General features: G+C 55.5%; 22 protein-coding genes, 1 pseudogene and 1 other annotated feature. Of the genes and pseudogenes, 9 read left to right on the forward strand and 14 right to left on the reverse strand.

Translation table 11 applies throughout. The features are described 5' to 3' along the window. Positions 1-5 precede the first annotated feature (5 nt). Positions 6-1340: an adenine permease AdeP gene (adeP, locus tag ACOKCT_RS17975; RefSeq protein ID WP_139156311.1), complete on the forward strand. Its 1335-nt coding sequence runs from the start codon at positions 6-8 to the stop codon at positions 1338-1340. Between the two features lie 49 nt (positions 1341-1389). On the opposite strand, the gene ACOKCT_RS17980 is transcribed toward adeP, so the two are convergent. The 13 genes and pseudogenes from ACOKCT_RS17980 to ACOKCT_RS18040 all read right to left on the reverse strand — a co-directional run. Then, on the reverse strand, positions 1390-1956 hold the full coding sequence (locus ACOKCT_RS17980; RefSeq protein ID WP_103177621.1) for an NADPH-dependent FMN reductase: 567 nt from the start codon (positions 1954-1956) through the stop codon (positions 1390-1392). Between the two features lie 38 nt (positions 1957-1994). Beyond that, positions 1995-2741 (reverse strand): 4'-phosphopantetheinyl transferase family protein, encoded by a 747-nt coding sequence (locus ACOKCT_RS17985; RefSeq protein WP_103177622.1) that lies wholly within the window; start codon positions 2739-2741, stop codon positions 1995-1997. Positions 2742-2884: 143 nt separating this feature from the next. Beyond that, positions 2885-3847: an HTH-type transcriptional regulator YidZ gene (gene yidZ / locus ACOKCT_RS17990; protein WP_325941846.1), complete on the reverse strand. Its 963-nt coding sequence runs from the start codon at positions 3845-3847 to the stop codon at positions 2885-2887. Next, entirely contained in the window at positions 3816-4991 is a 1176-nt protein-coding gene (locus tag ACOKCT_RS17995) for an MFS transporter (protein ID WP_103177624.1), read from the reverse strand. Before ACOKCT_RS17995 ends, yidZ begins: the two co-directional genes overlap by 32 nt. 132 nt (positions 4992-5123) lie before the next feature. Then, entirely contained in the window at positions 5124-6380 is a 1257-nt protein-coding gene (tnaB, locus tag ACOKCT_RS18000; RefSeq protein WP_156655423.1) for a low affinity tryptophan permease TnaB, read from the reverse strand. Positions 6381-6470: 90 nt separating this feature from the next. Further along, entirely contained in the window at positions 6471-7886 is a 1416-nt protein-coding gene (gene tnaA / locus ACOKCT_RS18005; protein ID WP_103177626.1) for a tryptophanase, read from the reverse strand. 228 nt (positions 7887-8114) lie between these two features. Further along, positions 8115-8192 (reverse strand): tryptophanase leader peptide, encoded by a 78-nt coding sequence (gene tnaC, locus ACOKCT_RS18010; protein WP_350028380.1) that lies wholly within the window; start codon positions 8190-8192, stop codon positions 8115-8117. Between the two features lie 195 nt (positions 8193-8387). Further along, positions 8388-9752, reverse strand: coding sequence for a tRNA uridine-5-carboxymethylaminomethyl(34) synthesis GTPase MnmE (mnmE, locus tag ACOKCT_RS18015; RefSeq protein WP_420193743.1), 1365 nt, complete (start codon positions 9750-9752; stop codon positions 8388-8390). Positions 9753-9826: 74 nt separating this feature from the next. After that, positions 9827-11470 carry a membrane protein insertase YidC gene (yidC, locus tag ACOKCT_RS18020; protein ID WP_103177628.1) on the reverse strand — a complete coding sequence of 548 codons (1644 nt, stop codon included), beginning with the start codon at positions 11468-11470 and terminating at the stop codon, positions 9827-9829. Positions 11471-11472: 2 nt separating this feature from the next. Continuing rightward, entirely contained in the window at positions 11473-11730 is a 258-nt protein-coding gene (gene yidD / locus ACOKCT_RS18025) for a membrane protein insertion efficiency factor YidD (protein WP_072036746.1), read from the reverse strand. Next, positions 11694-12053, reverse strand: a complete 360-nt coding sequence (gene rnpA / locus ACOKCT_RS18030) for a ribonuclease P protein component (protein WP_014072458.1) — start codon at positions 12051-12053, stop codon at positions 11694-11696. Before rnpA ends, yidD begins: the two co-directional genes overlap by 37 nt. Positions 12054-12069: 16 nt before the next feature. Continuing rightward, positions 12070-12210, reverse strand: coding sequence for a 50S ribosomal protein L34 (rpmH, locus tag ACOKCT_RS18035; RefSeq protein ID WP_003849659.1), 141 nt, complete (start codon positions 12208-12210; stop codon positions 12070-12072). Between the two features lie 230 nt (positions 12211-12440). Next, a pseudogene (locus ACOKCT_RS18040) lies at positions 12441-12491 on the reverse strand (hypothetical protein); the annotation flags it as partial. A 322-nt stretch (positions 12492-12813) separates the two neighbouring features. Here ACOKCT_RS18040 and dnaA point away from each other — a divergent pair. The 6 genes from dnaA (at position 12814) to ACOKCT_RS18070 (ending at position 21241) form a co-directional block, all read left to right on the forward strand. After that, entirely contained in the window at positions 12814-14214 is a 1401-nt protein-coding gene (gene dnaA / locus ACOKCT_RS18045; RefSeq protein ID WP_103177629.1) for a chromosomal replication initiator protein DnaA, read from the forward strand. Positions 14215-14218: 4 nt separating this feature from the next. Next, positions 14219-15322, forward strand: coding sequence for a DNA polymerase III subunit beta (dnaN, locus tag ACOKCT_RS18050; RefSeq protein WP_103177630.1), 1104 nt, complete (start codon positions 14219-14221; stop codon positions 15320-15322). Continuing rightward, the gene (recF, locus tag ACOKCT_RS18055; protein ID WP_159340382.1) at positions 15322-16395 is read left to right on the forward strand and encodes a DNA replication/repair protein RecF; all 1074 of its coding nucleotides are present in this window, start codon (positions 15322-15324) and stop codon (positions 16393-16395) included. Before dnaN ends, recF begins: the two co-directional genes overlap by 1 nt. A gap of 28 nt (positions 16396-16423) precedes the next feature. Beyond that, positions 16424-18835 (forward strand): DNA topoisomerase (ATP-hydrolyzing) subunit B, encoded by a 2412-nt coding sequence (gyrB, locus tag ACOKCT_RS18060; RefSeq protein WP_420193744.1) that lies wholly within the window; start codon positions 16424-16426, stop codon positions 18833-18835. Between the two features lie 193 nt (positions 18836-19028). After that, positions 19029-19841: a sugar-phosphatase gene (gene yidA, locus ACOKCT_RS18065; RefSeq protein ID WP_156653641.1), complete on the forward strand. Its 813-nt coding sequence runs from the start codon at positions 19029-19031 to the stop codon at positions 19839-19841. Between the two features lie 173 nt (positions 19842-20014). Further along, positions 20015-21241, forward strand: a complete 1227-nt coding sequence (locus ACOKCT_RS18070) for a DUF3748 domain-containing protein (RefSeq protein ID WP_420193745.1) — start codon at positions 20015-20017, stop codon at positions 21239-21241. Here the strand turns inward: ACOKCT_RS18070 and ACOKCT_RS18075 are convergent, their stop codons facing one another. Beyond that, entirely contained in the window at positions 21242-21574 is a 333-nt protein-coding gene (locus ACOKCT_RS18075; RefSeq protein WP_103177639.1) for a YceK/YidQ family lipoprotein, read from the reverse strand. A 244-nt stretch (positions 21575-21818) separates the two neighbouring features. After that, positions 21819-21892 (forward strand) — a sequence feature (ROSE (Repression Of Heat Shock gene Expression) occurs in the 5'-region of heat shock genes and acts as an RNA thermometer to modulate expression.). On the opposite strand from ACOKCT_RS18075, the gene ibpA reads away from it, so the two are divergent. Together ibpA and ibpB are read left to right on the forward strand one after the other, a co-directional pair. Further along, positions 21886-22296, forward strand: a complete 411-nt coding sequence (ibpA, locus tag ACOKCT_RS18080; RefSeq protein ID WP_032615564.1) for a small heat shock chaperone IbpA — start codon at positions 21886-21888, stop codon at positions 22294-22296. It overlaps the preceding feature by 7 nt. A gap of 137 nt (positions 22297-22433) precedes the next feature. Continuing rightward, positions 22434-22862 (forward strand): small heat shock chaperone IbpB, encoded by a 429-nt coding sequence (gene ibpB, locus ACOKCT_RS18085; protein WP_420193746.1) that lies wholly within the window; start codon positions 22434-22436, stop codon positions 22860-22862. The last annotated feature ends 175 nt before the right edge of the window (positions 22863-23037 follow it).

Genomic DNA, 23037 nt, shown 5'->3' on the forward strand with positions numbered 1-23037 from the left:
AGATAATGAGTCAACAACACACTACCCAGTCTTCTGGCGCGGGTTTGCTTGAGCGCGTGTTTAAACTGCGCGAGCACGGCACGACGGCACGCACCGAAGTGATCGCCGGTTTCACCACCTTCCTGACGATGGTCTATATCGTTTTCGTGAACCCACAAATTCTGGGCGTTGCTGGCATGGACACCAGCGCCGTCTTCGTTACGACCTGTCTTATCGCCGCCTTCGGCAGCATCCTGATGGGGCTGTTCGCTAACCTGCCGGTTGCCCTGGCACCGGCGATGGGCCTCAACGCTTTCTTCGCCTTCGTCGTGGTTCAGGCGATGGGCCTGCCGTGGCAGGTGGGCATGGGCGCCATCTTCTGGGGCGCGGTCGGTCTGCTGCTGCTGACCATTTTCCGCGTGCGTTACTGGATGATTGCTAATATCCCGGTCAGTCTGCGCGTAGGTATCACCAGCGGTATCGGCCTGTTTATTGGCATGATGGGGCTGAAAAACGCCGGCGTGATCGTGGCGAACCCGGAGACCCTGGTCAGTATCGGTAAACTCACCTCCCACAGCGTGCTGCTGGGTGTGCTGGGCTTCTTCATCATCGCGATTCTGGCCTCACGCAATATCCATGCGGCGGTGCTGGTGTCGATTATTGTCACTACCCTGCTGGGCTGGATGCTGGGCGACGTACATTACAACGGTATCGTCTCCGCGCCGCCGAGCGTCTCCACGGTGATTGGCCACGTCGATCTGGCGGGCTCGCTGAACCTGGGTCTGGCCGGGGTGATCTTCTCCTTCATGCTGGTGAACCTGTTTGACTCCTCCGGGACGCTGATTGGCGTGACCGACAAGGCCGGTCTGGCGGATGAGAAGGGCAAATTCCCGCGCATGAAGCAGGCGCTGTTTGTGGACAGCATCTCCTCCGTCACCGGCTCCTTTATCGGTACCTCCTCTGTGACCGCCTACATCGAATCCTCTTCCGGGGTCTCCGTGGGTGGCCGTACCGGCCTGACCGCTGTCGTCGTCGGCCTGCTGTTCCTGCTGGTGATCTTCCTCTCTCCGCTGGCCGGTATGGTGCCGCCCTACGCTGCCGCAGGCGCGCTGATTTACGTGGGTGTGCTGATGACCTCCAGCCTGGCGCGCGTGAAGTGGGATGACCTGACCGAAGCGGTGCCGGCGTTTATCACTGCGGTGATGATGCCGTTCAGTTTCTCCATCACCGAAGGCATTGCGCTGGGCTTTATCTCTTACTGTGTCATGAAGGCGGGGACCGGGCGCTGGCGTGAAATCAGCCCGTGCGTGATGGTCGTTGCGCTGCTGTTCATTCTGAAGATTGCGTTTATCGACGCGTAATAAAAAAAGCCCTTTTCTGAGAAAAGGGCTTTAATTTTTGTCCGTTCTTTTACGCTTTAACCCGCTGAATATACTTCCCGAACGCGCTCAGCTGTCCGCTCAGGTGATCCAGCGTGCTCTGGTCAATCACTTCACCCGTCTGCGGATCGACCTTGTTCTGAATCACGCCACCCATAAATTCCGGCTTGTTCATTACCATCGCATCCAGGAAGACCAGGATCTGGCGCAGATGATACTGGCAGCGCGCACCGCCAATCGCCCCCATTGAGCTGGTCTGGATCAGCACCGGCTTGCCTGCCAGCGGCTGCTCCGGCAGACGAGAAAGCCAGTCGATAGCATTCTTTAAGCCACCCGGCACGGAGTAGTTATATTCCGGAGTCACAATCACCACGCCGTCTGCCTGGCGGATCTGTTCTGCCAGCGCTTCTACGGCAGCAGGGAATCCCTCTTCCTGCTGTATATCGGCGTCGTACAGCGGGATATCGCCGATCGACGGCAGGGCGCTAATTGCCATCCCCTCAGGCGCCAGCTTCGGCAGAGTGCGGGCAACCATGCCGTTAAATGAACCTTTGCGCAGGCTTCCCAGTAACGTAACAACATTCAACGTATCAGACATCACTACTCCTTCTTCATCATGATGGCCCTGCTGAAGGGTCAGGTAAGGGTAATTGCTTTCTCCGCCGGTAAACTGGTGAGTCGCATCAGGCGTGCTGCCGGCTCGTTGGCGCGGGCAGGAACATCCGGCAGACCGTTCCATCCAAGGCGGCTATCGAATGCCCAGATTTTTAACCGTTCAATAACCGGGGTGACGGCAACAGACCAGATCAGCACATCTTCGGCATCGCTTAAGGCTTCCACCTGCGCGGCTCTGGATGCCCGTAGACGACCTGAGCCCGGTAACAGTTGCAGCAGGCTGGCGCAGTCGCTGGCGTCGCCTGACAGTTTACGAATGCTCTGGCGCAGGGTAATGAGCTGTGCTCTGGCTTCGTTGGGGTCGTTCTGATTACGCACCCATAAGTTCTCGTTGCTGGACAAGGGGTAGGTGTCGTGAGCGTGGGTACCATCCATGCTGCGAATGGTCCGCTGCAGCTCCATATCCAGGCCGCAGTCGCCCTCAGTGGTCAGCGCCAGACCCACGATATTGCCGGCGTAGGCAATAGAAAAACGGGGAAGCGCAGGATCGGCAAAAACCGGGCGACCCTCAGGTTCGGTAATTACGTCCGGCAGCTCGCTGGTGCCGTAAAGCATAAACATCAGTTCAGCAAGCAGCGATCGGGAAGCCAAAAATCGCGCCCGACGATGTTCCGGAAGCTTCCGCGCTTCGATATGACAGGATGGAGAGAGTCTGGTCGAAACCAGCCGCCCCTCGGTCAGCGTCCCTCTTGCAAAATGCGTTGCCATTTTTCGCTCCATGATAATGGTCAGTAGACGGGTTAAACGTTTACATCATTATCGCTTAACTGATCTACTGTTTTAATGGCTAAATGGGGGTAAGGGAAGTTTTGCAGCGGAACTTTACACTTTCTTAGCCAAAAACCGGACCATTAGCGCAATGGAGAACCATACAGCGCCTTAATGGTTTCTCTCAGCCAGAGGATTTTAGGGTTGTGGCTGTTACGCTTATGCCAGATCAGGGTGAAGGGAACGGTGAGCTTTTGCGCCTGCGTTTCATCGATGGGGATTGGCAGGGTAACCAGCTTCCGCTGGTGGAGCTGATTATAGTGATGGCAGTAGTGCGGCGCGGTGGCAATATAATTATGGCCCGGCTGCGCCGCCATAAACATCGACTGCTCGAATCCAGGCAGGCTCATGGCGATATTACGCGTACGTCCCATCTCTCTCAGCACCTCATCCAGCGCCCAGGTGTCGCTCCGCTCCCAGAAGATGCTGATATGCGGATAGCGCAGGAAGGTCTCCAGATCCCACGTCTCCTGAAGGGCTGGATGGTCCTCACGCAGATAGACGCACGGACGGTCGCTGAAGAGAATTTCGTAGTCGATAAACCACGGCATCAGCTTCAGTAACTCCCGGGAGCGCGGGTGCGTTTCACGTCCGGTAAAACCGAGATCGACCTCCCCGCGGGTAATGGCGTCCAGCGAATCGTAATCCCAGTGGCGCATCTTCACGGTCGCCTGTGGGTAACGCTGATTCACCTGTTCCAGTAGCGCGTTAAAGCGGATCAGCATCAGCGGCGTTTCCGCCGCCAGCTCAAAGGTCAGGCCGCCGGGAGAGTCATGGTGGAATTTATCGAGGATCTGGTTGCCAATCTGCATCCAGTCGGCCAGATCCTGTTCCAGACTCATCGTCAGCGGAGTAGGCAGCAGCCCCAGAGGGGTCTTTACAAACAGCGGATCGTCGAACCAGTCGCGCAGCTTCGCCAGTGATTTACTCACCGCGGACGGGGTAACGTTCATCCGTTTCGCGGCTTTGGTGACGCTGCGTTCCTGCAGCAAAAGCTGCAGGCACAACAACAGGTTAAGATCGAGACTGCTGAGGTGCTTCTTCATGATGTGCTGCGGGCCGGATGACCATAAGTAGGGTGATGCTGAGCATGCTACAGCCAATCAGAACCCCGATCAGCATATTCAGTGCATTCAGCCCGATTATCGCCGCCAGCCAAATCCACAGCGACGAGCCGCAGACCTGAGTAATACCCAGCACCGAGCTTGCCACTCCCGCTCGCAGCGCAAACGGCCCTAATGCCTGGCTCATTGCCACGCCAAACCCCATCGAGAACCCGGCGCAAACCAGGGTAATACCGGCCAGCATCAGGGCAGGAGAGCTGGCTGTCGCCAGCACCACGCCCGCCGCCAGGAACAGTACCTGCGAGGTCAGTATCAGCGTGCGCTGGCGGAAGATATTCAGTGCAAACGGCGCCGAAAAGGAGACGACCATGCTGACCAGCGCGGTTAACGCCATCACTGTGGAATACTCGCCTCGATCGAAACCCATGATTTCCATTAATAACACCGGGGAAGCGTTTACATAGGTCAGGATCACCGCCACGCTCAGGGTGGTGATCAGCAGCCGGCTAATGAAGAAGCGGTTAAGCAGCGTCTCCTCCGGCGGAACCGACGCCGTGTGACCAGGGTTTTGCGCTCCCGGATGGGTCTCTTTCAGCACCGCGATAGAGAGGATAAAAACCAGCATTCCCATCGCCGCCATGGCCCAGAAGAGGCTCTGCCACGGGAATTGCAGCATGATCAGGTAGCCCACCACCGGTGCCAGCACCGGAATAATACAGGTGATACCGTTTATCATGGAGAGCACCTTGGCGCGTCGCTGGGTGCTTAAGGTGTCACGCAAAATCGCAAACGCCACCACGTAGCAGCCGCCCGCGCCGATGCCCTGGATAAAGCGCCCGGCCAGAAACAGCGTACTCTCCTGCGCCAGAGAGCAGAGCACCGATGCCAGGGCAAAAATTACCGCCCCGGTAATGGCGACGGGCTGCCGTCCGGCTTTATCGGCAATCTTTCCGGCAAACACCATCGATGACGCCATCCCCGCGAGGTAGGCTGAAAACGCGATATGCAGCTGCGCTTCGCTGGCGCCCAGATCGCGGGCGATGTGCGGCAGCCCCACCAGATACATATCAATGCCCGATGGATAAAGCAGCACCAGCGCAAAACTACAAAACAGAAAACGAGCCATAAATCCCCCATAAATGCAGGCATGAAGCATAGGGGGAGAAGGAAGGTTTAGCGAGTTGCCATTTGGACAAAGGTGATTTCCTGGCAGGAAAGCCACCTCAGCGTGAGGTGGCTTACAGGAACGCAGGCAGGATCAACCGAAGCGCGGCAGGAAATTAAAGGTATTACCGAACCAGCAAAAAATGACCACGATACCGAAGAGGATCACCAGAGAAGGGATCGCCATCCCTCCCCAGACGGTGAAGATCTTATCCGGGAATTTCTGTCTCGCTTTCAACGCCAGCAGGGCCGGGACAATGACCGCCCATAGGGTTGCACACAGCCCGGCACCGCCAATTCCGTAGATAAAGCCGTTCGGGAAGATAAGGTAGAGCAAAGTGGGCGGCAGGAAGGTCAGCATGATTGTCTTCAGACGACCGGAGGGGGAATTATCCAGTTTAAAGAGGTCGGCAAGGTAATCGAACAAGCCTAGCGTGACGCCAAAGAAGGAGCTGGCGACGGCTAAATTGGAGAACACCAGTAAGCAAAATTCGATGACCCCGTGCTGGCGGGTGCCAAGGAAAGATTTCACCAGCGAATCGACGTTGCCCCCGGATGAGATGATCTCGTTGAAGCTGTCGCGGGTGATATTCCCCATCGTGCAATACAACCAGAACAGATAGATAAAAAGCGCCAGCAGCGAGCCAAACACAAGGCTTTTTATCAGTTTATCTTTCCGCTTCCCATAGCAGATGATCAGGCTGGGAATATTGCCATGAAAACCAAACGACGCCAGGCAGACGGGCAGGGCCATAAAGATATAGGGGAAGTAGCTGGTATTGCTGGCAGAGATAACGTTGCTGTCTCGTAATATCGAGTAATCAACCTGAAAGAAAAATGACCCAAAAACAACGATAAAGGCGATGATCTTAATGCCTAAAAACAGCGAGGTAATCCTGCTGGCGGCTAATGAGCTGAACCACAACACCGCCGCGACAAAGAGCGCCGTACTGACACCCACAATGCGCGGGTTCACATGCGTGCCCTGATTCATGGCGATGGTTTCACTTATGATTGCGCCATTGGCCGAGATATAGGCATAGGTCAGGATATAAAGCACAAAGGCGACCGTGAAACCACTTACGATATTCCATTTATTGCCAAGCAGATCTTTGGTGACCGTATTAAAACTTGAGCCGACAGGATAGTTCAAATTTGCTTCCAGCAATAATAACCCGGAGTGAAGCATTGAAAACCAGGCAATAATTAAAATAAAGGCACCCCAAAAAAACCATGCCCCTGCCAAATCCACGGGTAAAGCAAACATTCCCCCGCCAATAACGGTACCTGCTATAACCATGACACCCCAAACCGAAGAGTGTTTAGTCTCTAATTCTAAAGCGTTATCCATGGTGCCCCCATCAATTATGGTAAGCCTGATGTTATTGATATATTTACTTTGTGGGTGGCTAACATTATTTAGCCACCCGGGGACAGAAGGTTAAACTTCTTTGAGTTTTGCAGTGAAGTGGCGTAATACTTTAGGTTCGTAGGTGAAGGTTAACCCTTTTATATTCTTCGCATTTTCTTTAACGTGTTTAAAGGCTTCGACGATGAAATCCATATGCGATTGCGTATACGTGGCCCGCGGAATCGTTAAACGCAGCAGCTCTGCCGGGCAAGGTAATTGTTTACCTGTTTTCGGATCGCGGCCTAATAAGAACGAACCGATCTCAACTGCGCGGATACCTGCTACTTTATAGAGCTCACAGGCCAGCGCCTGCGCCGGGAACTGTTCTGCTGGAATGTGCGGCAATAACTTACCCGCATCCACGAAGGCAGCATGGCCCCCCGCCTGCTGGCAAACCACCCCGATGGCTTCCAGGCCGTCAACCAGGTACTGCACCTGATTAATCCGGTAGGCCAGCCAGTCCTGGCCCATGCCATCATGCAGGCCGACAGCCAGACGCTCCATCGCGCCACCTTCAAGGCCACCGTAAGTCGGGAACCCTTCCTGAACGACGCACAATGTTCTGCACTCGGTGTAGACATCGAAGTAGTCATCGTTCTTGATGCACAGCAACCCGCCCATGGGCACCATGGCATCTTTCTTGGCGGACATCGCCAGCATATCCGCGTACTTATAGGTTTCCCGGGTTATTTCCGCGATAGTCCAGTCTTTATATTCCGCTTCGCGTTTCTGAATAAACCAGGCGTTTTCTGCGAAGCGCGCCGAATCCATGACCACCGGGATATCGTATTTTCTGGCAATCGCATACATCGCTTTCAGGTTCGCCAGCGACACTGGCTGCCCACCGGCGGAGTTGCTGGTGATGGTTGCGACAATATAAGGCACGTTACTCGGCCCCACTTCTTCGATGCCGTTTTCCAGACCCTGCAGGTCAAAGTTGCCTTTAAAATCGTAACGGACGCCGGTATCGAATGCTTCCTTAATATAGACGTTACGGACGGTGCAGCCATTTATCTGGCTATGCCCCTGCGTGGTATCAAAGAAGTAGTTCGAGAAGGCAACCATTTTCGAGCGGTCTAACCCCTTCTCCTGCTCGCGTTTTTTGATTAACACAGGAATATAAATCTGCTCGGCGCCGCGTCCCTGATGGGTCGGGATAGTATATTGATAGCCGAAAATTTCTTTCACCGCGTCGGACAGCGCATAGTAGCTGCGGCTTCCACTATAGGCTTCGTCACCGCGCAGCATGGCGGCCTGCATATTTTGTGTGACAGCGCCAGTGCCGCTGTCGGTCAGTAAATCAATAAACACGTCTTCGCTATCCAGCAGGAAAGGGTTCATCCCCGATTTAATAATAGCGTTTTCGCGATGCTCCCTTGTGGTGCGTTTAACTGGCTCAATAACTCTGATGCGAAATGGCTCTGGTAAATGTTTGAAGTTTTCCATTATATCATTCCTGTTTTTATTGCAGCGGTGCTGGTGGCTATTTTAATAACCATTAATACAGGCATGCCTGGGCCTGCCATACCGCTACGCAACCGGGAGAATATATTTCACCGACAGAGACGTGCAGAGGCACAATTGCAGCCTTATGGGCGCAATGATTTCAGGCATACCGGATAAATAGAGTGTTAATCTATTCAGGTTGCATAGAGAATGAGAAGCGAAGGGAGATTAAGGATGGTGATTGACAATTTTATTGTCAATATTGAACCACTTAGAAGTGATATATGTATTTAAGATAATCATCATTGATTTATCCTCATTAGACACGCTACTACACTATTCGAATGAGAATATTTGTCTATGCGCGGTGATATTAATTGTGATTGTAATCACAGAGAATATAACAGGCGTATTTGGTATTTATTCAGGTAATATGAGAAAAGAAAAAGCCGCAATAACAGCGATGCTATTGCGGCTTTTTTGCAGTTAACTGCAACGGGTTTATTTCCCGATGCAGAAGCTGGAGAAGATGCGACCCAGCAGATCGTCCGAGGTAAACTCCCCGGTGATCTCGCTTAACGCCTGCTGCGCCAGACGCAGCTCTTCTGCCAGCAACTCTCCGGCCCAGGCGCCGAGCAGCTGCGCTTTACCCTGATCCAGATGCTGTGCCGCCTCTTCCAGTGCCTGCAAATGGCGACGACGGGCGAGGAAGCCGCCCTCCATGCTGGTATCAAAGCCCATGCTCTGCTTCAGATGGTTGCGCAGCTCATCCACGCCCTCGCCGGTGCGCGCCGACAGGCGGATCAGTGAGTGACCATTCACATCGCTGATACCCAGCATTTCGCCGGTAACGTCCGCTTTGTTACGCACCACGGTGATCGGCAGTTTTGCCGGCAGGCGGGCGATAAAATCCGGCCAGATCTCGGCCGGGTCAACGGCGGCGGTGGTAGTCCCGTCGACCATAAACAGCACCCGGTCGGCCTGCTCGATCTCCTGCCAGGCGCGCTCGATACCGATACGCTCCACTTCGTCACTGGCATCGCGTAAGCCCGCGGTGTCGATGATATGCAGCGGCATACCGTCGATATGAATGTGTTCCCGCAGCACGTCGCGGGTGGTGCCGGCAATGTCGGTGACAATTGCCGCTTCGCGCCCCGCCAGGGCATTCAGCAGGCTCGATTTCCCGGCATTAGGGCGACCAGCAATCACCACCTTCATCCCTTCGCGCAGCAGGCTGCCCTGACGCGCCTCGGCACGTACCGCGTCGAGATCGTTCATCACCGCGTTAAGCTGGGCTTCGATTTTGCCATCGGAGAGGAAGTCGATCTCCTCATCCGGGAAATCAATGGCTGCTTCCACGTAGATGCGCAGGTGAGTAAGTGCTTCCACCAGATGGTTAACGCGCGCGGAAAAGGCGCCCTGCAGCGAGTTCAGCGCCGAGCGCGCGGCCTGCTCGGAGCTGGCGTCGATCAGGTCGGCAATCGCTTCTGCCTGGGCCAGATCCAGCTTGTCGTTCAGAAACGCCCGCTCGGAGAACTCGCCCGGTTTAGCGATGCGTACGCCCGGCAGGGTCAGAATGCGTTTCAGCAGCAGGTCGAGGATCACCGGCCCGCCGTGGCCCTGCAGTTCGAGCACATCTTCGCCGGTAAAGGAGTTCGGGCCCGGGAACCAGAGTGCGATGCCCTGGTCCAGCGCCGTTCCGTCGCTATCTTTAAAGGGCAGATAATCGGCATAGCGTGGCTTTGGCAGTTTACCCAGCACCGCTTCTGCTACCTCGCGCGCCTTCAGGCCGGAGATACGCAGAATGCCCACACCACCGCGTCCCGGTGGGGTTGCCTGGGCGACGATAGTGTCGTTATGGCTCATGGTTTGTCTCTTCTTAACGCAATAAAAAAGGCGGTCTGATGACCGCCTTTATTTTAGCTACAGCCTACTTGGGATCAGGAGCTTTTCTTTTCGCGGCTATGCAGGCCACGTTTTTCCAGACCACGGTAGATCAGCTGTTGCTGAAGGATGGTTACCAGGTTGCTGACGATATAGTACAGCACCAGACCTGACGGGAACCACAGGAAGAACACGGTGAAGATGACCGGCATAAAGGTCATGATCTTCTGCTGCATCGGGTCGGTCACGGTGGTCGGCGACATCTTCTGGATGAAGAACATCGTCACGCCCATCAGGATCGGCAGGATGTAGTACGGGTCCTGTGCGGAGAGGTCATGGATCCACAGCGCGAATGGCGCGTGGCGCAGCTCAACGGAGCCCATCAGCATGTAGTAGAGCGCAAGGAAGATAGGCATCTGGATCAGCAGCGGGAAGCAGCCACCCAGCGGGTTCACTTTCTCGGCTTTGTACAGGGCCATCATCTCCTGGCTCTGACGCTGCTTGTCATCGCCCAGACGCTCACGCATCGCCTGAATCTTCGGCTGTAGCATACGCATCTTCGCCATGGAGGTGTACTGCGCTTTGGTCAGCGGGTACATGATGCCACGAACGATAAAGGTGATAACGATGATGGAGAAGCCCCAGTTACCCAGGAAGCTGTGGATCCACTTCAGCAGCTTGAACAGCGGCTGAGAGATGAACCACAACCAACCGTAGTCTACGGTCAGGTCCAGGTGCGGCGCCACGGCAGCCATTTTGTCCTGGATTTCCGGGCCGACCCACAGGGTGCTGGCCAGCGTACCGGTTTGACCCGGCTGAACCAGAACCGGCTGAGACTTATAGCCGATAGCGGCAACACCGTTACCCAGGTTCGCGGTATAGAAGTTGTTGGTACCGTCGTTATTCGGGATCCACGCGGTAGCGAAATACTGCTGCAGCATCGCAACCCAGCCGCCTTTGGAGCTGACGTTCAGGTTTTCGTTATCGGCGATGGTGTCGAACTTGTATTTCTCGTATTTCGCGTCTGGCGTAGAGTACGCTGCGCCGCGGAAGGTGTGCAGCGCGAAGTTGCTGCTTCCGGTGTCGCGGTGCGACGGCAGATTGATGGACTGCTTCAGCTGACCAAAGGTCGACACTTCCAGCGGCTTCGCACCGGCGTTCTGTACGTTATAGCCCACGTTTACCGCAAACTCACCGCGTTTCAGGGTGAAGGTTTTGGTGAAGGTGTTACCCGCGGCGTCGGTGTAGGTCAGCGGAATGGTGATTTCGTTCTGACCATCGGCCAGCACAAAGGTATCGCTGTCTACGTTATACAGCGGACGCGCACCGTTAGCCGGGTTATCCGGGCCATCACGACCGGTCAGGCCGCTCTGTGCCTGATAGATAAACTCAGGCGTGGTTTCCAGCAGCTGGAAAGGTTCGGAAGACTTCAGCTCTTTCGGGTAGGTCAACAGCAGCGCCTGCTCAATATCACCACCACGGGTGTTGATAGTCAGCTCAAGCACATCGGTCTTAACCGTAATCTGTTTCCCCTGGCCACTGGCCGGTACGCCCTGGTCGGCGGCGCTACCCGCTGCGGTGGTCGTTGTCTGCGTGACCTGCTGCTGAGGTTGAGGATTTTTGTCCTGCTCCCAAGCCTGGAAGATCATGAAAGACACGAACAACAAAGCGATGATAAGAAGATTGCGTTGCGAATCCATCGTTAGTGTTCTCTGGTATCAAAAGGTCCTGGAGGGACGGGGTCGTCTCCACCTGGGTGTAAAGGGTGGCATTTTAATACGCGTTTCACCGTCAACCAACTGCCTTTTATCACTCCAAACCTGCGCAATGCCTCAATTCCGTATTGCGAACAGGTCGGTCTGAAACGGCAGTGTGGCCCGAGTAGCGGACTAATCAGGCGTTGATAGACCCGGATAAGGCCGATCAGGACCCGTGAGCCAGGCGACAGTGGCGGCGCCATAATTTTTCCAACGCTTCCGAGAGAGCACGGTTATCGAGGTCGGCAACCCCTTTTTTAGCCACCACCACGAAATCCATAGAAGGCAGTTCATGTTGACGTAAACGGAAGCTTTCACGCGTCAGACGTTTAATCCGATTGCGTTCATGCGCACGCTTAACGTTTTTCTTGGCGACAGTGAGACCGATACGGGGATGCCCCAGCGAATTTTGGCGGCCGAGAATGGTGATTTGCGGCGTGCCAGCCCGTTGTGGCTGCTGGAAGACGAAAGTGAAATGAGTGGGAGTTAACAAACGTAACTCCCTGGGAAATGCTAGCTTAACCACTCAGGGGTTAGCTTAATTACTTGGAAACGGTCAGACGTGAACGGCCTTTAGCACGACGACGTGCCAGAACCTGACGACCATTTTTAGTAGCCATACGAGCACGGAAGCCGTGAGAACGGTTGCGCTTCAGTACAGACGGTTGAAAAGTGCGTTTCATGGCGATTTCTACCTAAACTTGAATAAATTCAATGACTTTTTGTGGAGTCCGAACGAATAACGAACGATGGACGCCGAAGCCATGGGTGATTAAAGAGGCCGGATTGTAATAATTGTACACTCCGGAGTCAATTCTCTTTCCTTATTTCCCGCGTCTTTCCGCACGTTTTTAGCGTGCAAATTGAGCAGCGTCAGACGCAGGAAATCGAGTCCCACGCGCCGGGTGGGGAATTATACGGGCTCCCGGGCAAATCGCAAGGATCGTCCAGGATCTTCGTTAGATCATTTAAGCAAAAATTTGTCGCTACTCATTAATTTTTCCAATATGCGGCCTAAATCGCGGGGTCGCTTCGCCAGGATCGTTTACACTTACCCCGTTTCGATCCTCCTGTGGATAAATCGGGAAGAAACTGTGAGAAACAGAAGATCTCTGGCTCAGTTTAGGCTATGATCCGCGGTCCTGATCGCGATCCCAGGATCCAGAGCAGGTAAAAAAAACCGCAGACAGCGGTTCGCACGTCCCCCTAAACGCCGGGTTCTTTCGACGTGTGTCTACAATCATGACTATTCAATAGCTTTCTTTTTTGTTCGAGTGGAGTCCGCCGTGTCACTTTCGCTTTGGCAGCAGTGTCTTGCCCGATTGCAGGATGAGTTACCAGCCACAGAATTCAGTATGTGGATCCGCCCGTTGCAGGCGGAACTGAGCGATAACACGCTGGCTTTGTATGCGCCAAACCGTTTTGTGCTCGATTGGGTCAGGGACAAATACCTCAATAACATCAACGGACTGCTAAACGAATTTTGCGGTGCCGATGCCCCACAGCTGCGTTTTGAAGTGGGCACTAAACCGGTCACCCAAACCCTCAAAGAGACCGTTAACGTCGCCGCTGCGCCCGCGCAGACCGCGCAGGTTCAGATGCCGCGCGTCGCGCCTGCGCCGCGTGCGGGTTGGGATAACGTCCCGGCACCGGCAGAGCCAACCTACCGCTCTAACGTTAACGTCAAACACACCTTTGATAACTTCGTCGAAGGTAAATCGAACCAGCTGGCCCGCGCGGCGGCGCGCCAGGTGGCGGATAACCCGGGCGGCGCCTATAACCCGCTGTTCCTTTATGGCGGTACCGGTCTGGGTAAAACGCACCTGCTGCATGCGGTAGGCAATGGCATTATGGCGCGTAAGCCCAATGCCAAAGTGGTGTATATGCACTCCGAGCGCTTCGTTCAGGATATGGTAAAAGCCCTGCAAAACAATGCGATCGAAGAGTTTAAACGCTATTACCGTTCCGTTGATGCGCTGCTGATCGATGACATCCAGTTCTTTGCCAATAAAGAACGATCCCAGGAAGAGTTTTTCCACACCTTCAATGCGCTGCTGGAAGGCAATCAGCAGATCATTTTGACCTCGGATCGCTATCCAAAAGAGATCAACGGGGTTGAAGATCGTCTGAAATCGCGCTTCGGCTGGGGCCTGACCGTGGCGATCGAGCCACCGGAGCTGGAAACCCGCGTGGCGATCCTGATGAAAAAGGCCGACGAGAACGACATTCGTCTGCCGGGTGAGGTGGCGTTCTTTATCGCCAAGCGTCTGCGTTCCAACGTTCGTGAGCTTGAGGGCGCACTGAACCGCGTTATTGCTAACGCCAACTTTACCGGACGGGCGATCACCATCGATTTCGTGCGTGAGGCGCTGCGCGATCTGCTGGCGCTGCAGGAAAAACTGGTCACCATCGACAATATTCAGAAGACGGTGGCGGAGTACTACAAAATTAAAGTGGCAGATTTGCTGTCTAAACGTCGTTCCCGCTCGGTGGCGAGACCGCGTCAGATGGCGATGGCGCTGGCAAAGGAGTTAACCAACCACAGTCTGCCGGAGATCGGCGATGCGTTTGGTGGCCGTGACCATACCACCGTGCTGCACGCCTGCCGTAAGATCGAGCAGCTGCGTGAAGAAAGCCACGACATAAAAGAAGACTTCTCCAATTTAATCAGAACATTATCATCGTGATGCTATGAAATTTACCGTTGAACGTGAACATTTATTAAAACCGCTGCAACAGGTGAGTGGCCCCTTAGGCGGCCGCCCGACGCTGCCTATTCTTGGTAACCTGCTGCTGCAGGTGGCAGACGGCACGCTGTCGCTGACCGGGACCGATCTCGAGATGGAAATGGTCGCACGTGTGACGCTTTCTCAGCCTCACGAAGCGGGCGCAACCACCGTTCCGGCGCGTAAGTTCTTTGATATCTGCCGCGGACTGCCTGAAGGGGCAGAGATTGCCGTGCAGCTGGAAGGCGACCGTATGCTGGTGCGCTCTGGCCGCAGCCGTTTCTCGCTCTCTACGCTGCCTGCTGCTGACTTCCCGAACCTGGACGACTGGCAAAGTGAAGTCGAATTCACCCTGCCACAGGCCACCATGAAACGCCTGATTGAAGCCACCCAGTTCTCTATGGCGCATCAGGACGTTCGCTACTACTTAAACGGTATGCTGTTCGAAACCGAAGGGGAAGAGCTGCGTACCGTTGCCACCGACGGTCACCGCCTGGCGGTCTGCTCCATGCCGGTTGGCGTGACGCTGCCGAACCATTCGGTGATCGTACCGCGTAAAGGCGTGATTGAACTGATGCGTATGCTCGACGGCGGTGAAACCCCGCTGCGCGTGCAGATTGGCAGCAACAATATCCGCGCTCACGTGGGCGACTTCATCTTTACCTCCAAGCTGGTAGATGGCCGTTTCCCGGACTATCGCCGCGTATTGCCGAAGAACCCGGACAAAACGCTGGAAGCGGGCTGCGATATCCTCAAGCAGGCCTTTGCCCGCGCGGCAATCCTCTCCAACGAGAAGTTCCGCGGCGTGCGTCTGTATGTGAGCGAAAACCAGCTGAAGATCACGGCCAACAACCCGGAACAGGAAGAGGCCGAAGAGATTCTGGATGTCACCTATGCCGCAGGCACCGAGATGGAAATCGGCTTTAACGTCAGTTACGTGCTGGATGTGCTGAACGCGCTGAAGTGCGAGAACGTGCGTATTCTGCTGACCGACTCCGTGTCGAGCGTACAAATTGAAGATGCTGCCAGCCAGAGTGCGGCTTATGTTGTCATGCCAATGAGACTGTAATGTCGCTCACCCGCCTGTTGATCCGCGACTTTCGCAATATCGAAAGCGCGGATCTTGCTTTATCCCCCGGCTTTAACTTCCTGGTTGGCGCCAACGGCAGCGGCAAAACCAGCGTGCTGGAAGCCATCTATACGCTCGGCCATGGCCGGGCGTTTCGCAGTTTGCAGATTGGCCGCGTCATTCGCCACGAGCAGGACGCGTTTGTGCTTCATGGCCGTTTACGGGGCGAAGAGCACGAGACCGCCATCGGCCTGACCAAAGACAAGCACGGTGACAGCAAGGTACGCATCGACGGCACCGACGGGCACAAAGTGGCCGAGCTGGCGCTGCTGATGCCCATGCAGCTAATCACCCCCGAGGGGTTTACTTTACTCAACGGCGGCCCCAAATACAGAAGAGCCTTCCTCGACTGGGGATGCTTTCACAACGAAGCCGGTTTCTTTAACGCCTGGAGCAACCTCAAGCGGCTGCTGAAACAGCGCAATGCCGCGCTGCGCCAGGTGACCCGCTACGCCCAACTGCGGGCGTGGGATAAAGAGCTGATCCCGCTGGCGGAGCAGATTAGCCGCTGGCGTGCGGAGTACAGCGCCGGGATCGCGGAAGACATGGCGGACACCTGCCAGCAGTTTTTACCCGAGTTCTCCCTGAGCTTCTCCTTCCAGCGCGGCTGGGAGAAAGAGACAGATTATGCCGAGGTGCTGGAGCGAAGCTTCGAGCGCGATCGCATGCTGACCTACACCGCGCATGGCCCGCACAAGGCGGATTTCCGCATTCGTGCCGATGGCGCGCCGGTGGAAGACACCTTATCACGCGGGCAGCTTAAACTTCTGATGTGCGCCCTGCGCCTGGCGCAGGGCGAGTACCTAACCCGTGAGAGCGGGCGACGCTGTCTGTATCTGATTGATGATTTTGCCTCGGAACTTGACGACGCGCGGCGCGGGCTGCTTGCCAGCCGCTTAAAAGCCACACAGTCCCAGGTTTTCGTCAGTGCGATTAGCGCTGAACACGTAATAGACATGTCGGACGAAAATTCGAAGATGTTTAACGTGGAAAAGGGTAAAATAACGGATTAACCCAAGAATAAATGAGCGAGAAACGTTGATGTCGAATTCTTATGACTCCTCCAGTATCAAAGTCCTGAAAGGGCTGGATGCGGTGCGTAAGCGCCCGGGTATGTATATCGGCGATACGGATGACGGCACCGGTCTGCACCACATGGTATTCGAGGTGGTAGATAACGCTATCGACGAAGCGCTCGCGGGTCACTGTAAAGACATTATCGTCACCATCCACGCCGATAACTCTGTTTCCGTACAGGATGATGGCCGTGGCATTCCGACCGGCATCCACCCGGAAGAGGGCGTCTCTGCGGCGGAAGTGATCATGACCGTTCTGCACGCGGGCGGTAAGTTCGATGATAACTCCTATAAAGTGTCCGGCGGTCTGCACGGCGTGGGCGTCTCTGTCGTTAACGCCCTGTCGCAGAAGCTGGAGCTGGTGATCAACCGCGAAGGTAAAATTCACCGTCAGGTCTATACCCACGGCGTGCCGCAGGCACCGCTGGCGGTAACGGGCGAGACGGAGAAAACCGGTACCACGGTCCGTTTCTGGCCGAGCCTCGAAACCTTCTCCAACGTGACCGAGTTCGAATATGACATCCTGGCGAAGCGTCTGCGCGAGCTGTCATTCCTGAACTCCGGCGTCTCGATTCGCCTGCGCGACAAGCGCGACGGCAAAGAAGACCACTTCCATTACGAAGGTGGTATCAAGGCGTTCGTTGAGTATCTGAACAAGAACAAAACGCCAATTCACCCAAATATCTTCTATTTCTCCACCGAAAAAGATGGTATCGGCGTGGAAGTGGCGCTGCAGTGGAACGACGGTTTCCAGGAAAACATCTACTGCTTCACCAATAACATTCCGCAGCGCGACGGCGGTACGCACCTGGTCGGCTTCCGTACGGCGATGACCCGTACCCTGAACGCCTACATGGACAAAGAAGGCTACAGCAAAAAAGCGAAAGTCAGCGCCACCGGTGACGATGCCCGTGAAGGCCTGATCGCCGTTGTCTCCGTGAAGGTACCGGATCCGAAGTTCTCCTCCCAGACCAAAGACAAGCTGGTCTCCTCTGAGGTGAAATCGGCGGTTGAACAGCAGATGAACGAGCTGCTGAGCGACTACCTGCAGGAAAACCCGTCCGACGCCAAAATCGTCGTCGGTAAAATTATCGATGCGGCGCGTGCCCGTGAAGCGGCGCGTAAAGCCCGTGAAATGACCCGTCGTAAAGGCGCGCTGGACTTAGCAGGCCTGCCGGGCAAACTGGCGGACTGCCAGGAACGCGACCCGGCGCTGTCCGAACTGTACCTCGTGGAAGGGGACTCTGCGGGCGGTTCTGCGAAGCAGGGCCGTAACCGTAAGAACCAGGCGATCCTGCCGCTGAAGGGTAAAATCCTCAACGTTGAGAAAGCGCGCTTCGACAAGATGCTCTCCTCTCAGGAAGTAGCAACCCTGATCACCGCCCTGGGCTGCGGTATTGGCCGCGACGAGTACAACCCGGACAAGCTGCGCTATCACAGCATCATCATCATGACCGATGCGGACGTCGACGGCTCGCACATTCGTACCCTGCTGCTGACCTTCTTCTACCGTCAGATGCCGGAGATCGTTGAGCGTGGCCACGTCTACATTGCCCAGCCGCCGCTCTACAAGGTGAAAAAAGGCAAGCAGGAGCAGTACATCAAAGATGACGAGGCGATGGATCAGTACCAGATCGCTATTGCTCTTGATGGCGCCACCCTGCACGCCAACTCAAGCGCCCCGGCGCTGGCGGGCGAGCCGCTGGAGCGTCTGGTCTCCGAGTACAACGCCACCCAGAAGATGATTGGCCGCATGGAGCGCCGTTATCCAAAAGCGCTGCTGAAGGCGCTGGTTTACCAGCCGACCCTGAACGAAGCCGATCTCGATAACGAGCAGGCGGTGACCCGCTGGGTAAATACCCTGGTCAGCGAGCTGAACGAGAACGAGCAGCACGGCAGCCAGTGGAAGTTCGATATTCAGCAGAACGCCGCCCACCAGTTCGAGCCGGTGATCCGCGTGCGTACCCACGGCGTGGATACTGACTATCCGCTGGAGCATGAGTTCGTGACCGGCGCGGAATACCGTCGTATCTGCACCCTCGGCGAGAAGCTGCGTGGCCTGATTGAAGACGATGCGTTCATCGAACGTGGCGAACGCCGTCAGCCGGTTGCCAGCTTCGAGCAGGCGCTGGAGTGGCTGGTGAAAGAGTCCCGTCGTGGCCTCTCCATTCAGCGCTATAAAGGTCTGGGCGAAATGAACCCGGATCAGCTGTGGGAAACGACCATGGATCCGGAAAGCCGCCGCATGCTGCGGGTTACCGTTAAGGACGCGATTGCTGCCGACCAGCTGTTCACTACCCTGATGGGCGATGCGGTTGAACCCCGTCGCGCCTTCATCGAAGAGAACGCCCTGAAAGCGGCGAATATTGACATCTAAGCCGTTTGTTCCCCGGTGGCGCTGCGCTTACCGGGGCTACAGGTTTCGTAGGCCCGGTACGCGTCAGCGTCACCGGGCTTTTCTTTAGATGCAAAAGAGGAATTTCCTCTCCAGACCCCATCCCCTTTCTTACCGTGTTTTTTGAGCGGAATCGCGCTAGCATGAGGAAAGACTCATTCCAACCGGGGATCTCATGGCTATCAAACTCATTGCAATCGATATGGACGGCACACTGCTGCTGCCAGACCACACCATCTCTCCTGCCGTTAAAAATGCGATTGCCGCAGCCCGGGAGAAGGGCGTGAACGTGGTGCTTTGCACCGGTCGCCCATATGCGGGGGTGCATAACTACCTGAAAGAGCTGCACATGAACGAGCCAGGAGATTACTGCATTACCTACAACGGTGCGCTGGTGCAGAAAGCGGCCGATGGCAGCACGGTGGCGCAGACGGCGCTGAGCTATGAAGACTATCGCTATCTGGAACAACTCTCCCGCGAGGTAGGCTCGCACTTCCACGCCCTCGACCGCACCACGCTGTACACCGCGAACCGCGACATCAGCTACTACACGGTACATGAATCCTACGTCGCCACCATCCCGCTGGTGTTCTGCGAAGCGGAAAAAATGGATCCCGAAACCCAGTTCCTGAAGGTTATGATGATCGATGAGCCCGCCATTCTCGACCAGGCCATCGCCCGCATTCCGGATGAGGTAAAAGAGAAGTACACCGTGCTGAAAAGTGCGCCGTACTTCCTCGAAATCCTCGATAAACGCGTCAATAAAGGCACCGGCGTGAAGTCGCTGGCCGAAACGCTGGGGATCAAGCCGGAAGAGATCATGACGCTCGGCGATCAGGAAAACGACATTGCGATGCTGGAATATGCTGGCTTAGGCGTGGCGATGGAGAACGCGATCCCGTCGGTGAAAGAGGTGGCTAACTTCGTCACTAAATCTAACCTCGAAGATGGCGTGGCCTACGCGATTGAGAAGTTTGTGCTGAATTAAGACCTGTCAGGCAAGTACGCTCGACGTACTTGCCGCCTGCTCTCATCTTTCCTTCTGAGCAATATGTGCCATTACGTGTTGTTCGCATCGTTTAGGGCGGCGTTACCTACGCACTGAAAGTGATGTGCTTGTTGAGTATGATTAATAAAATTGTCGCGCATCAGGGTATCCTCATGAAACAAATCACTTTCGCTCCCCGCAACCATCAGCTCACCAATACCCGTACCTGGACCGCAGACAGCCAGTGGCTGGCTTTTGACGTCCGGCCTTCCGGGGCGTCGTTTACCGGCGAAACCATTGAACGAGTGAATGTTAAAACCGGCGACGTCGAGGTGATCTATCGCGCCAGCAACGGTGCGCATGTGGGGGTTGTCACCGTCCATCCGACGGCTGATAAATACGTTTTTATCCACGGCCCGCAACATCCCGACGCCCACTGGCAGTACGACTTCCATCACCGTCAGGGGGTGGTTGCAGAGCGCGGGCAGGTGAGCAATCTTGATGCGATGGATATCACCCCGCCTTTCACCTCCGGCGCGCTGCGCGGTGGCAGTCATGTTCATGTGTATAGCCCGGACGGGCAGTTCGTCAGCTTTACCTATAACGACCATGTGTTGCACATGCTCGATCCGACGCTGGATTTACGTAACGTGGGCGTGGCCGCGCCTTATGGCCCGGTGACCCCTGCGGGCCACCATCCGCGGGAGTATGCCGGTACGCACTGGAGCGTGCTGGTCAGCCGTACCACCCCCGCGCCACAGCCGGGCAGCGATGAGATCAACCGTGCCTACGAAGAGGGCTGGGTCGGTAATCATCAACTGGCTTTTATCGGCGATACCCTTACCGCCAGCGGCAAGAAGGTGCCGGAGCTGTTTATCGTTGACCTGCCGAAAGAGGAACAGGGCTGGAAACAGGCGGGCGATCTACCGCTTCAGGGCACGGCAGATCGCATGCCCGCCCCGCCTGCCGGGGTCATGCAGCGCCGTTTAACCTTTACTCACGGCAACCGCTATCCGGGGCTGGTGAACGTGCCGCGCCACTGGGTGCGCAGCAACCCCCAGGCGACACAAATCGCGTTCCTGATGCGGGATGATAACGGCGTGGTGCAGCTGTGGCTGATCGCCCCTGAAGGGGGTGAACCCCGTCAGCTTACCCATAACCCAAGCGATATTCAGTCGGCCTTTAACTGGCATCCGGCGGGCCATTCACTGGGATTTGTGCTGGAGGATCGCATTGCAACCTGTGATGCGGCGTCTGGTGCTGTGACGTTTTTGACGTCCGATCACGGCAATCCGCCGTCGGGTGATGCGGTGATTTACTCTCCGGATGGGCACACCATTGCCTGGATGGAGGAGATCGACGGATTCCGGCAGCTGTGGGTGACAGAGACCGGACGCTAATCAGCGAGAGGGCATCCCGGCGGGCGGGATCACGGCGTTGGTCGCCAGGGTCTCTTGCTCGCTTTGCTCCACGCGGGAGCGAACGGATTTATCGGTGCGGAAGAGGTCCCACGGCAGCAGCAGGGTATCGACCACCGCGGTAAATGGCATATCGAGCACCACCAGCGATTTCGTTCCCCAGTGGGTATCGTCGTCAGCCAGCATAGTCGCGCTGGCTCGCGTGCCGGGATAGGTTCCTTCTTTACCGCCGGTGTGAGACATCACGCTCGAACACCCGCAAAGCACAACCACTGCGCTGAACGTCGTCAGTTTTATCAGAACATTTTTCATCATCAGTTAGTCATCATCAATGGCACGGCATAAACCTGCTACCGGGTTTATAACGGGCCATTCTCAAAATGAATAGTTGAAAAGTACCGCTCTGTGGCACCTATCGCATTTTAACCTTACGTGCTGTAGACCCAGTCTATTCCAGTACCCGTAAAGTGCAAAAAATTCTCGCAACGGCATGCTTGAAAAGATCGCAAACGGACCCATTTTAAGGATGTATCGATGAACAAACGTGCCTGAGGGGCGTTTGGGATACTCCTGCCTGTCCATGGTGGAAGGCGACAATTCTTGCTGATTTCAGGAGTTTTAACTGTATGCGTAACTTTGATCTTTCTCCGCTTTATCGTTCAGCCATTGGCTTCGATCGTCTGTTCAACCATTTAGAAAACAACCAAAGCCAGAGCAATGGCTACCCTCCATACAATGTTGAACTGGTTGACGAAAACCATTATCGCATTGCGATTGCCGTGGCCGGTTTCGCTGAAAGCGAACTGGAGATCACCGCTCAGGATAACCTGCTGGTGGTGAAAGGCGCTCATGCGGGCGAGCAGAAAGAACGTACCTACCTCTATCAGGGCATCGCAGAACGTAACTTTGAACGTAAATTCCAGTTAGCTGAGAACATCCACGTTCATGGCGCGAACCTGGTTAACGGTCTGCTCTATATCGATCTGGAACGTGTTATCCCGGAAGCGAAAAAACCGCGCCGTATCGAAATTAATTAATTGTCCGGGTCGCTTTCGCGGCCCAAATATAAATGCTTGCCGATATCGGGAGCATATGTGAATCCATAAGGATTTGCAGGAACAAGTGTGTACAAAAATAAATTGTACCGAACTCGCTTCTCAGAAGGAGATTTAGTATGCGTAATTACGATTTATCCCCGCTGCTGCGTCAGTGGATCGGTTTTGACAAACTGGCCTCCGCGCTGCAAAGCACCACCGAAAGCCAGACCTTCCCGCCGTATAACATCGAAAAGATCGACGATAACCACTATCGCATTACGCTCGCAGTGGCCGGCTTCAGCCAGCAGAACCTCGATATTCAGCTGGAAGGCACACGCCTGACGGTAAAAGGCACCCCGGAAAAACCAGCAACCGAAACCAAATGGCTGCACCAGGGGCTGGTGACCCAGCCGTTCAGCCTGAGCTTTACCCTGGCTGAACATATGGAGGTGACGGGCGCCACCTTCACCAACGGGCTGCTGCATATCGACATCACCCGCAACGTGCCGGAAGCGATTGCTCCGCAGCGGATCGCCATCAGTGAACGTCCGGCGTTGAACAGTTAATAGACTGTGTCGGGGGGCGCTACGCTCACCCGACCTACAAGACCCGCAGGCTCGCGCAAGCGAAGCGTCGCCGGGCAAAATCAAAGCCCCGCCCCGGCGGGGCTTTTTTGTGCGCCATCGCCCATACAACCCGCCTGCGCTCTGCGAAAATCCCTGCTAATTATATTGTTATTCA

The sequence above is a fragment of the Leclercia sp. M-A074-M genome (assembly GCF_965195605.1).
GTDB lineage: Bacteria > Pseudomonadota > Gammaproteobacteria > Enterobacterales > Enterobacteriaceae > Enterobacter.

Excerpts from the sequence above, each read along its gene's own strand:
- adeP (WP_139156311.1), top strand. The coding sequence starts at position 6 with ATGAGTCAACAACACACTACCCAGTCTTCTGGCGCGGGTTTGCTTGAG.
- ACOKCT_RS17980 (WP_103177621.1), bottom strand. The coding sequence starts at position 1,956 with ATGTCTGATACGTTGAATGTTGTTACGTTACTGGGAAGCCTGCGCAAA.
- ACOKCT_RS17985 (WP_103177622.1), bottom strand. The coding sequence starts at position 2,741 with ATGGCAACGCATTTTGCAAGAGGGACGCTGACCGAGGGGCGGCTGGTT.
- yidZ (WP_325941846.1), bottom strand. The coding sequence starts at position 3,847 with ATGAAGAAGCACCTCAGCAGTCTCGATCTTAACCTGTTGTTGTGCCTG.
- ACOKCT_RS17995 (WP_103177624.1), bottom strand. The coding sequence starts at position 4,991 with ATGGCTCGTTTTCTGTTTTGTAGTTTTGCGCTGGTGCTGCTTTATCCA.
- tnaB (WP_156655423.1), bottom strand. The coding sequence starts at position 6,380 with ATGGATAACGCTTTAGAATTAGAGACTAAACACTCTTCGGTTTGGGGT.
- tnaA (WP_103177626.1), bottom strand. The coding sequence starts at position 7,886 with ATGGAAAACTTCAAACATTTACCAGAGCCATTTCGCATCAGAGTTATT.
- tnaC (WP_350028380.1), bottom strand. The coding sequence starts at position 8,192 with ATGATGATTATCTTAAATACATATATCACTTCTAAGTGGTTCAATATT.
- mnmE (WP_420193743.1), bottom strand. The coding sequence starts at position 9,752 with ATGAGCCATAACGACACTATCGTCGCCCAGGCAACCCCACCGGGACGC.
- yidC (WP_103177628.1), bottom strand. The coding sequence starts at position 11,470 with ATGGATTCGCAACGCAATCTTCTTATCATCGCTTTGTTGTTCGTGTCT.
- yidD (WP_072036746.1), bottom strand. The coding sequence starts at position 11,730 with ATGGCGCCGCCACTGTCGCCTGGCTCACGGGTCCTGATCGGCCTTATC.
- rpmH (WP_003849659.1), bottom strand. The coding sequence starts at position 12,210 with ATGAAACGCACTTTTCAACCGTCTGTACTGAAGCGCAACCGTTCTCAC.
- dnaN (WP_103177630.1), top strand. The coding sequence starts at position 14,219 with ATGAAATTTACCGTTGAACGTGAACATTTATTAAAACCGCTGCAACAG.
- recF (WP_159340382.1), top strand. The coding sequence starts at position 15,322 with ATGTCGCTCACCCGCCTGTTGATCCGCGACTTTCGCAATATCGAAAGC.
- gyrB (WP_420193744.1), top strand. The coding sequence starts at position 16,424 with ATGTCGAATTCTTATGACTCCTCCAGTATCAAAGTCCTGAAAGGGCTG.
- yidA (WP_156653641.1), top strand. The coding sequence starts at position 19,029 with ATGGCTATCAAACTCATTGCAATCGATATGGACGGCACACTGCTGCTG.
- ACOKCT_RS18070 (WP_420193745.1), top strand. The coding sequence starts at position 20,015 with ATGAAACAAATCACTTTCGCTCCCCGCAACCATCAGCTCACCAATACC.
- ACOKCT_RS18075 (WP_103177639.1), bottom strand. The coding sequence starts at position 21,574 with ATGATGAAAAATGTTCTGATAAAACTGACGACGTTCAGCGCAGTGGTT.
- ibpA (WP_032615564.1), top strand. The coding sequence starts at position 21,886 with ATGCGTAACTTTGATCTTTCTCCGCTTTATCGTTCAGCCATTGGCTTC.
- ibpB (WP_420193746.1), top strand. The coding sequence starts at position 22,434 with ATGCGTAATTACGATTTATCCCCGCTGCTGCGTCAGTGGATCGGTTTT.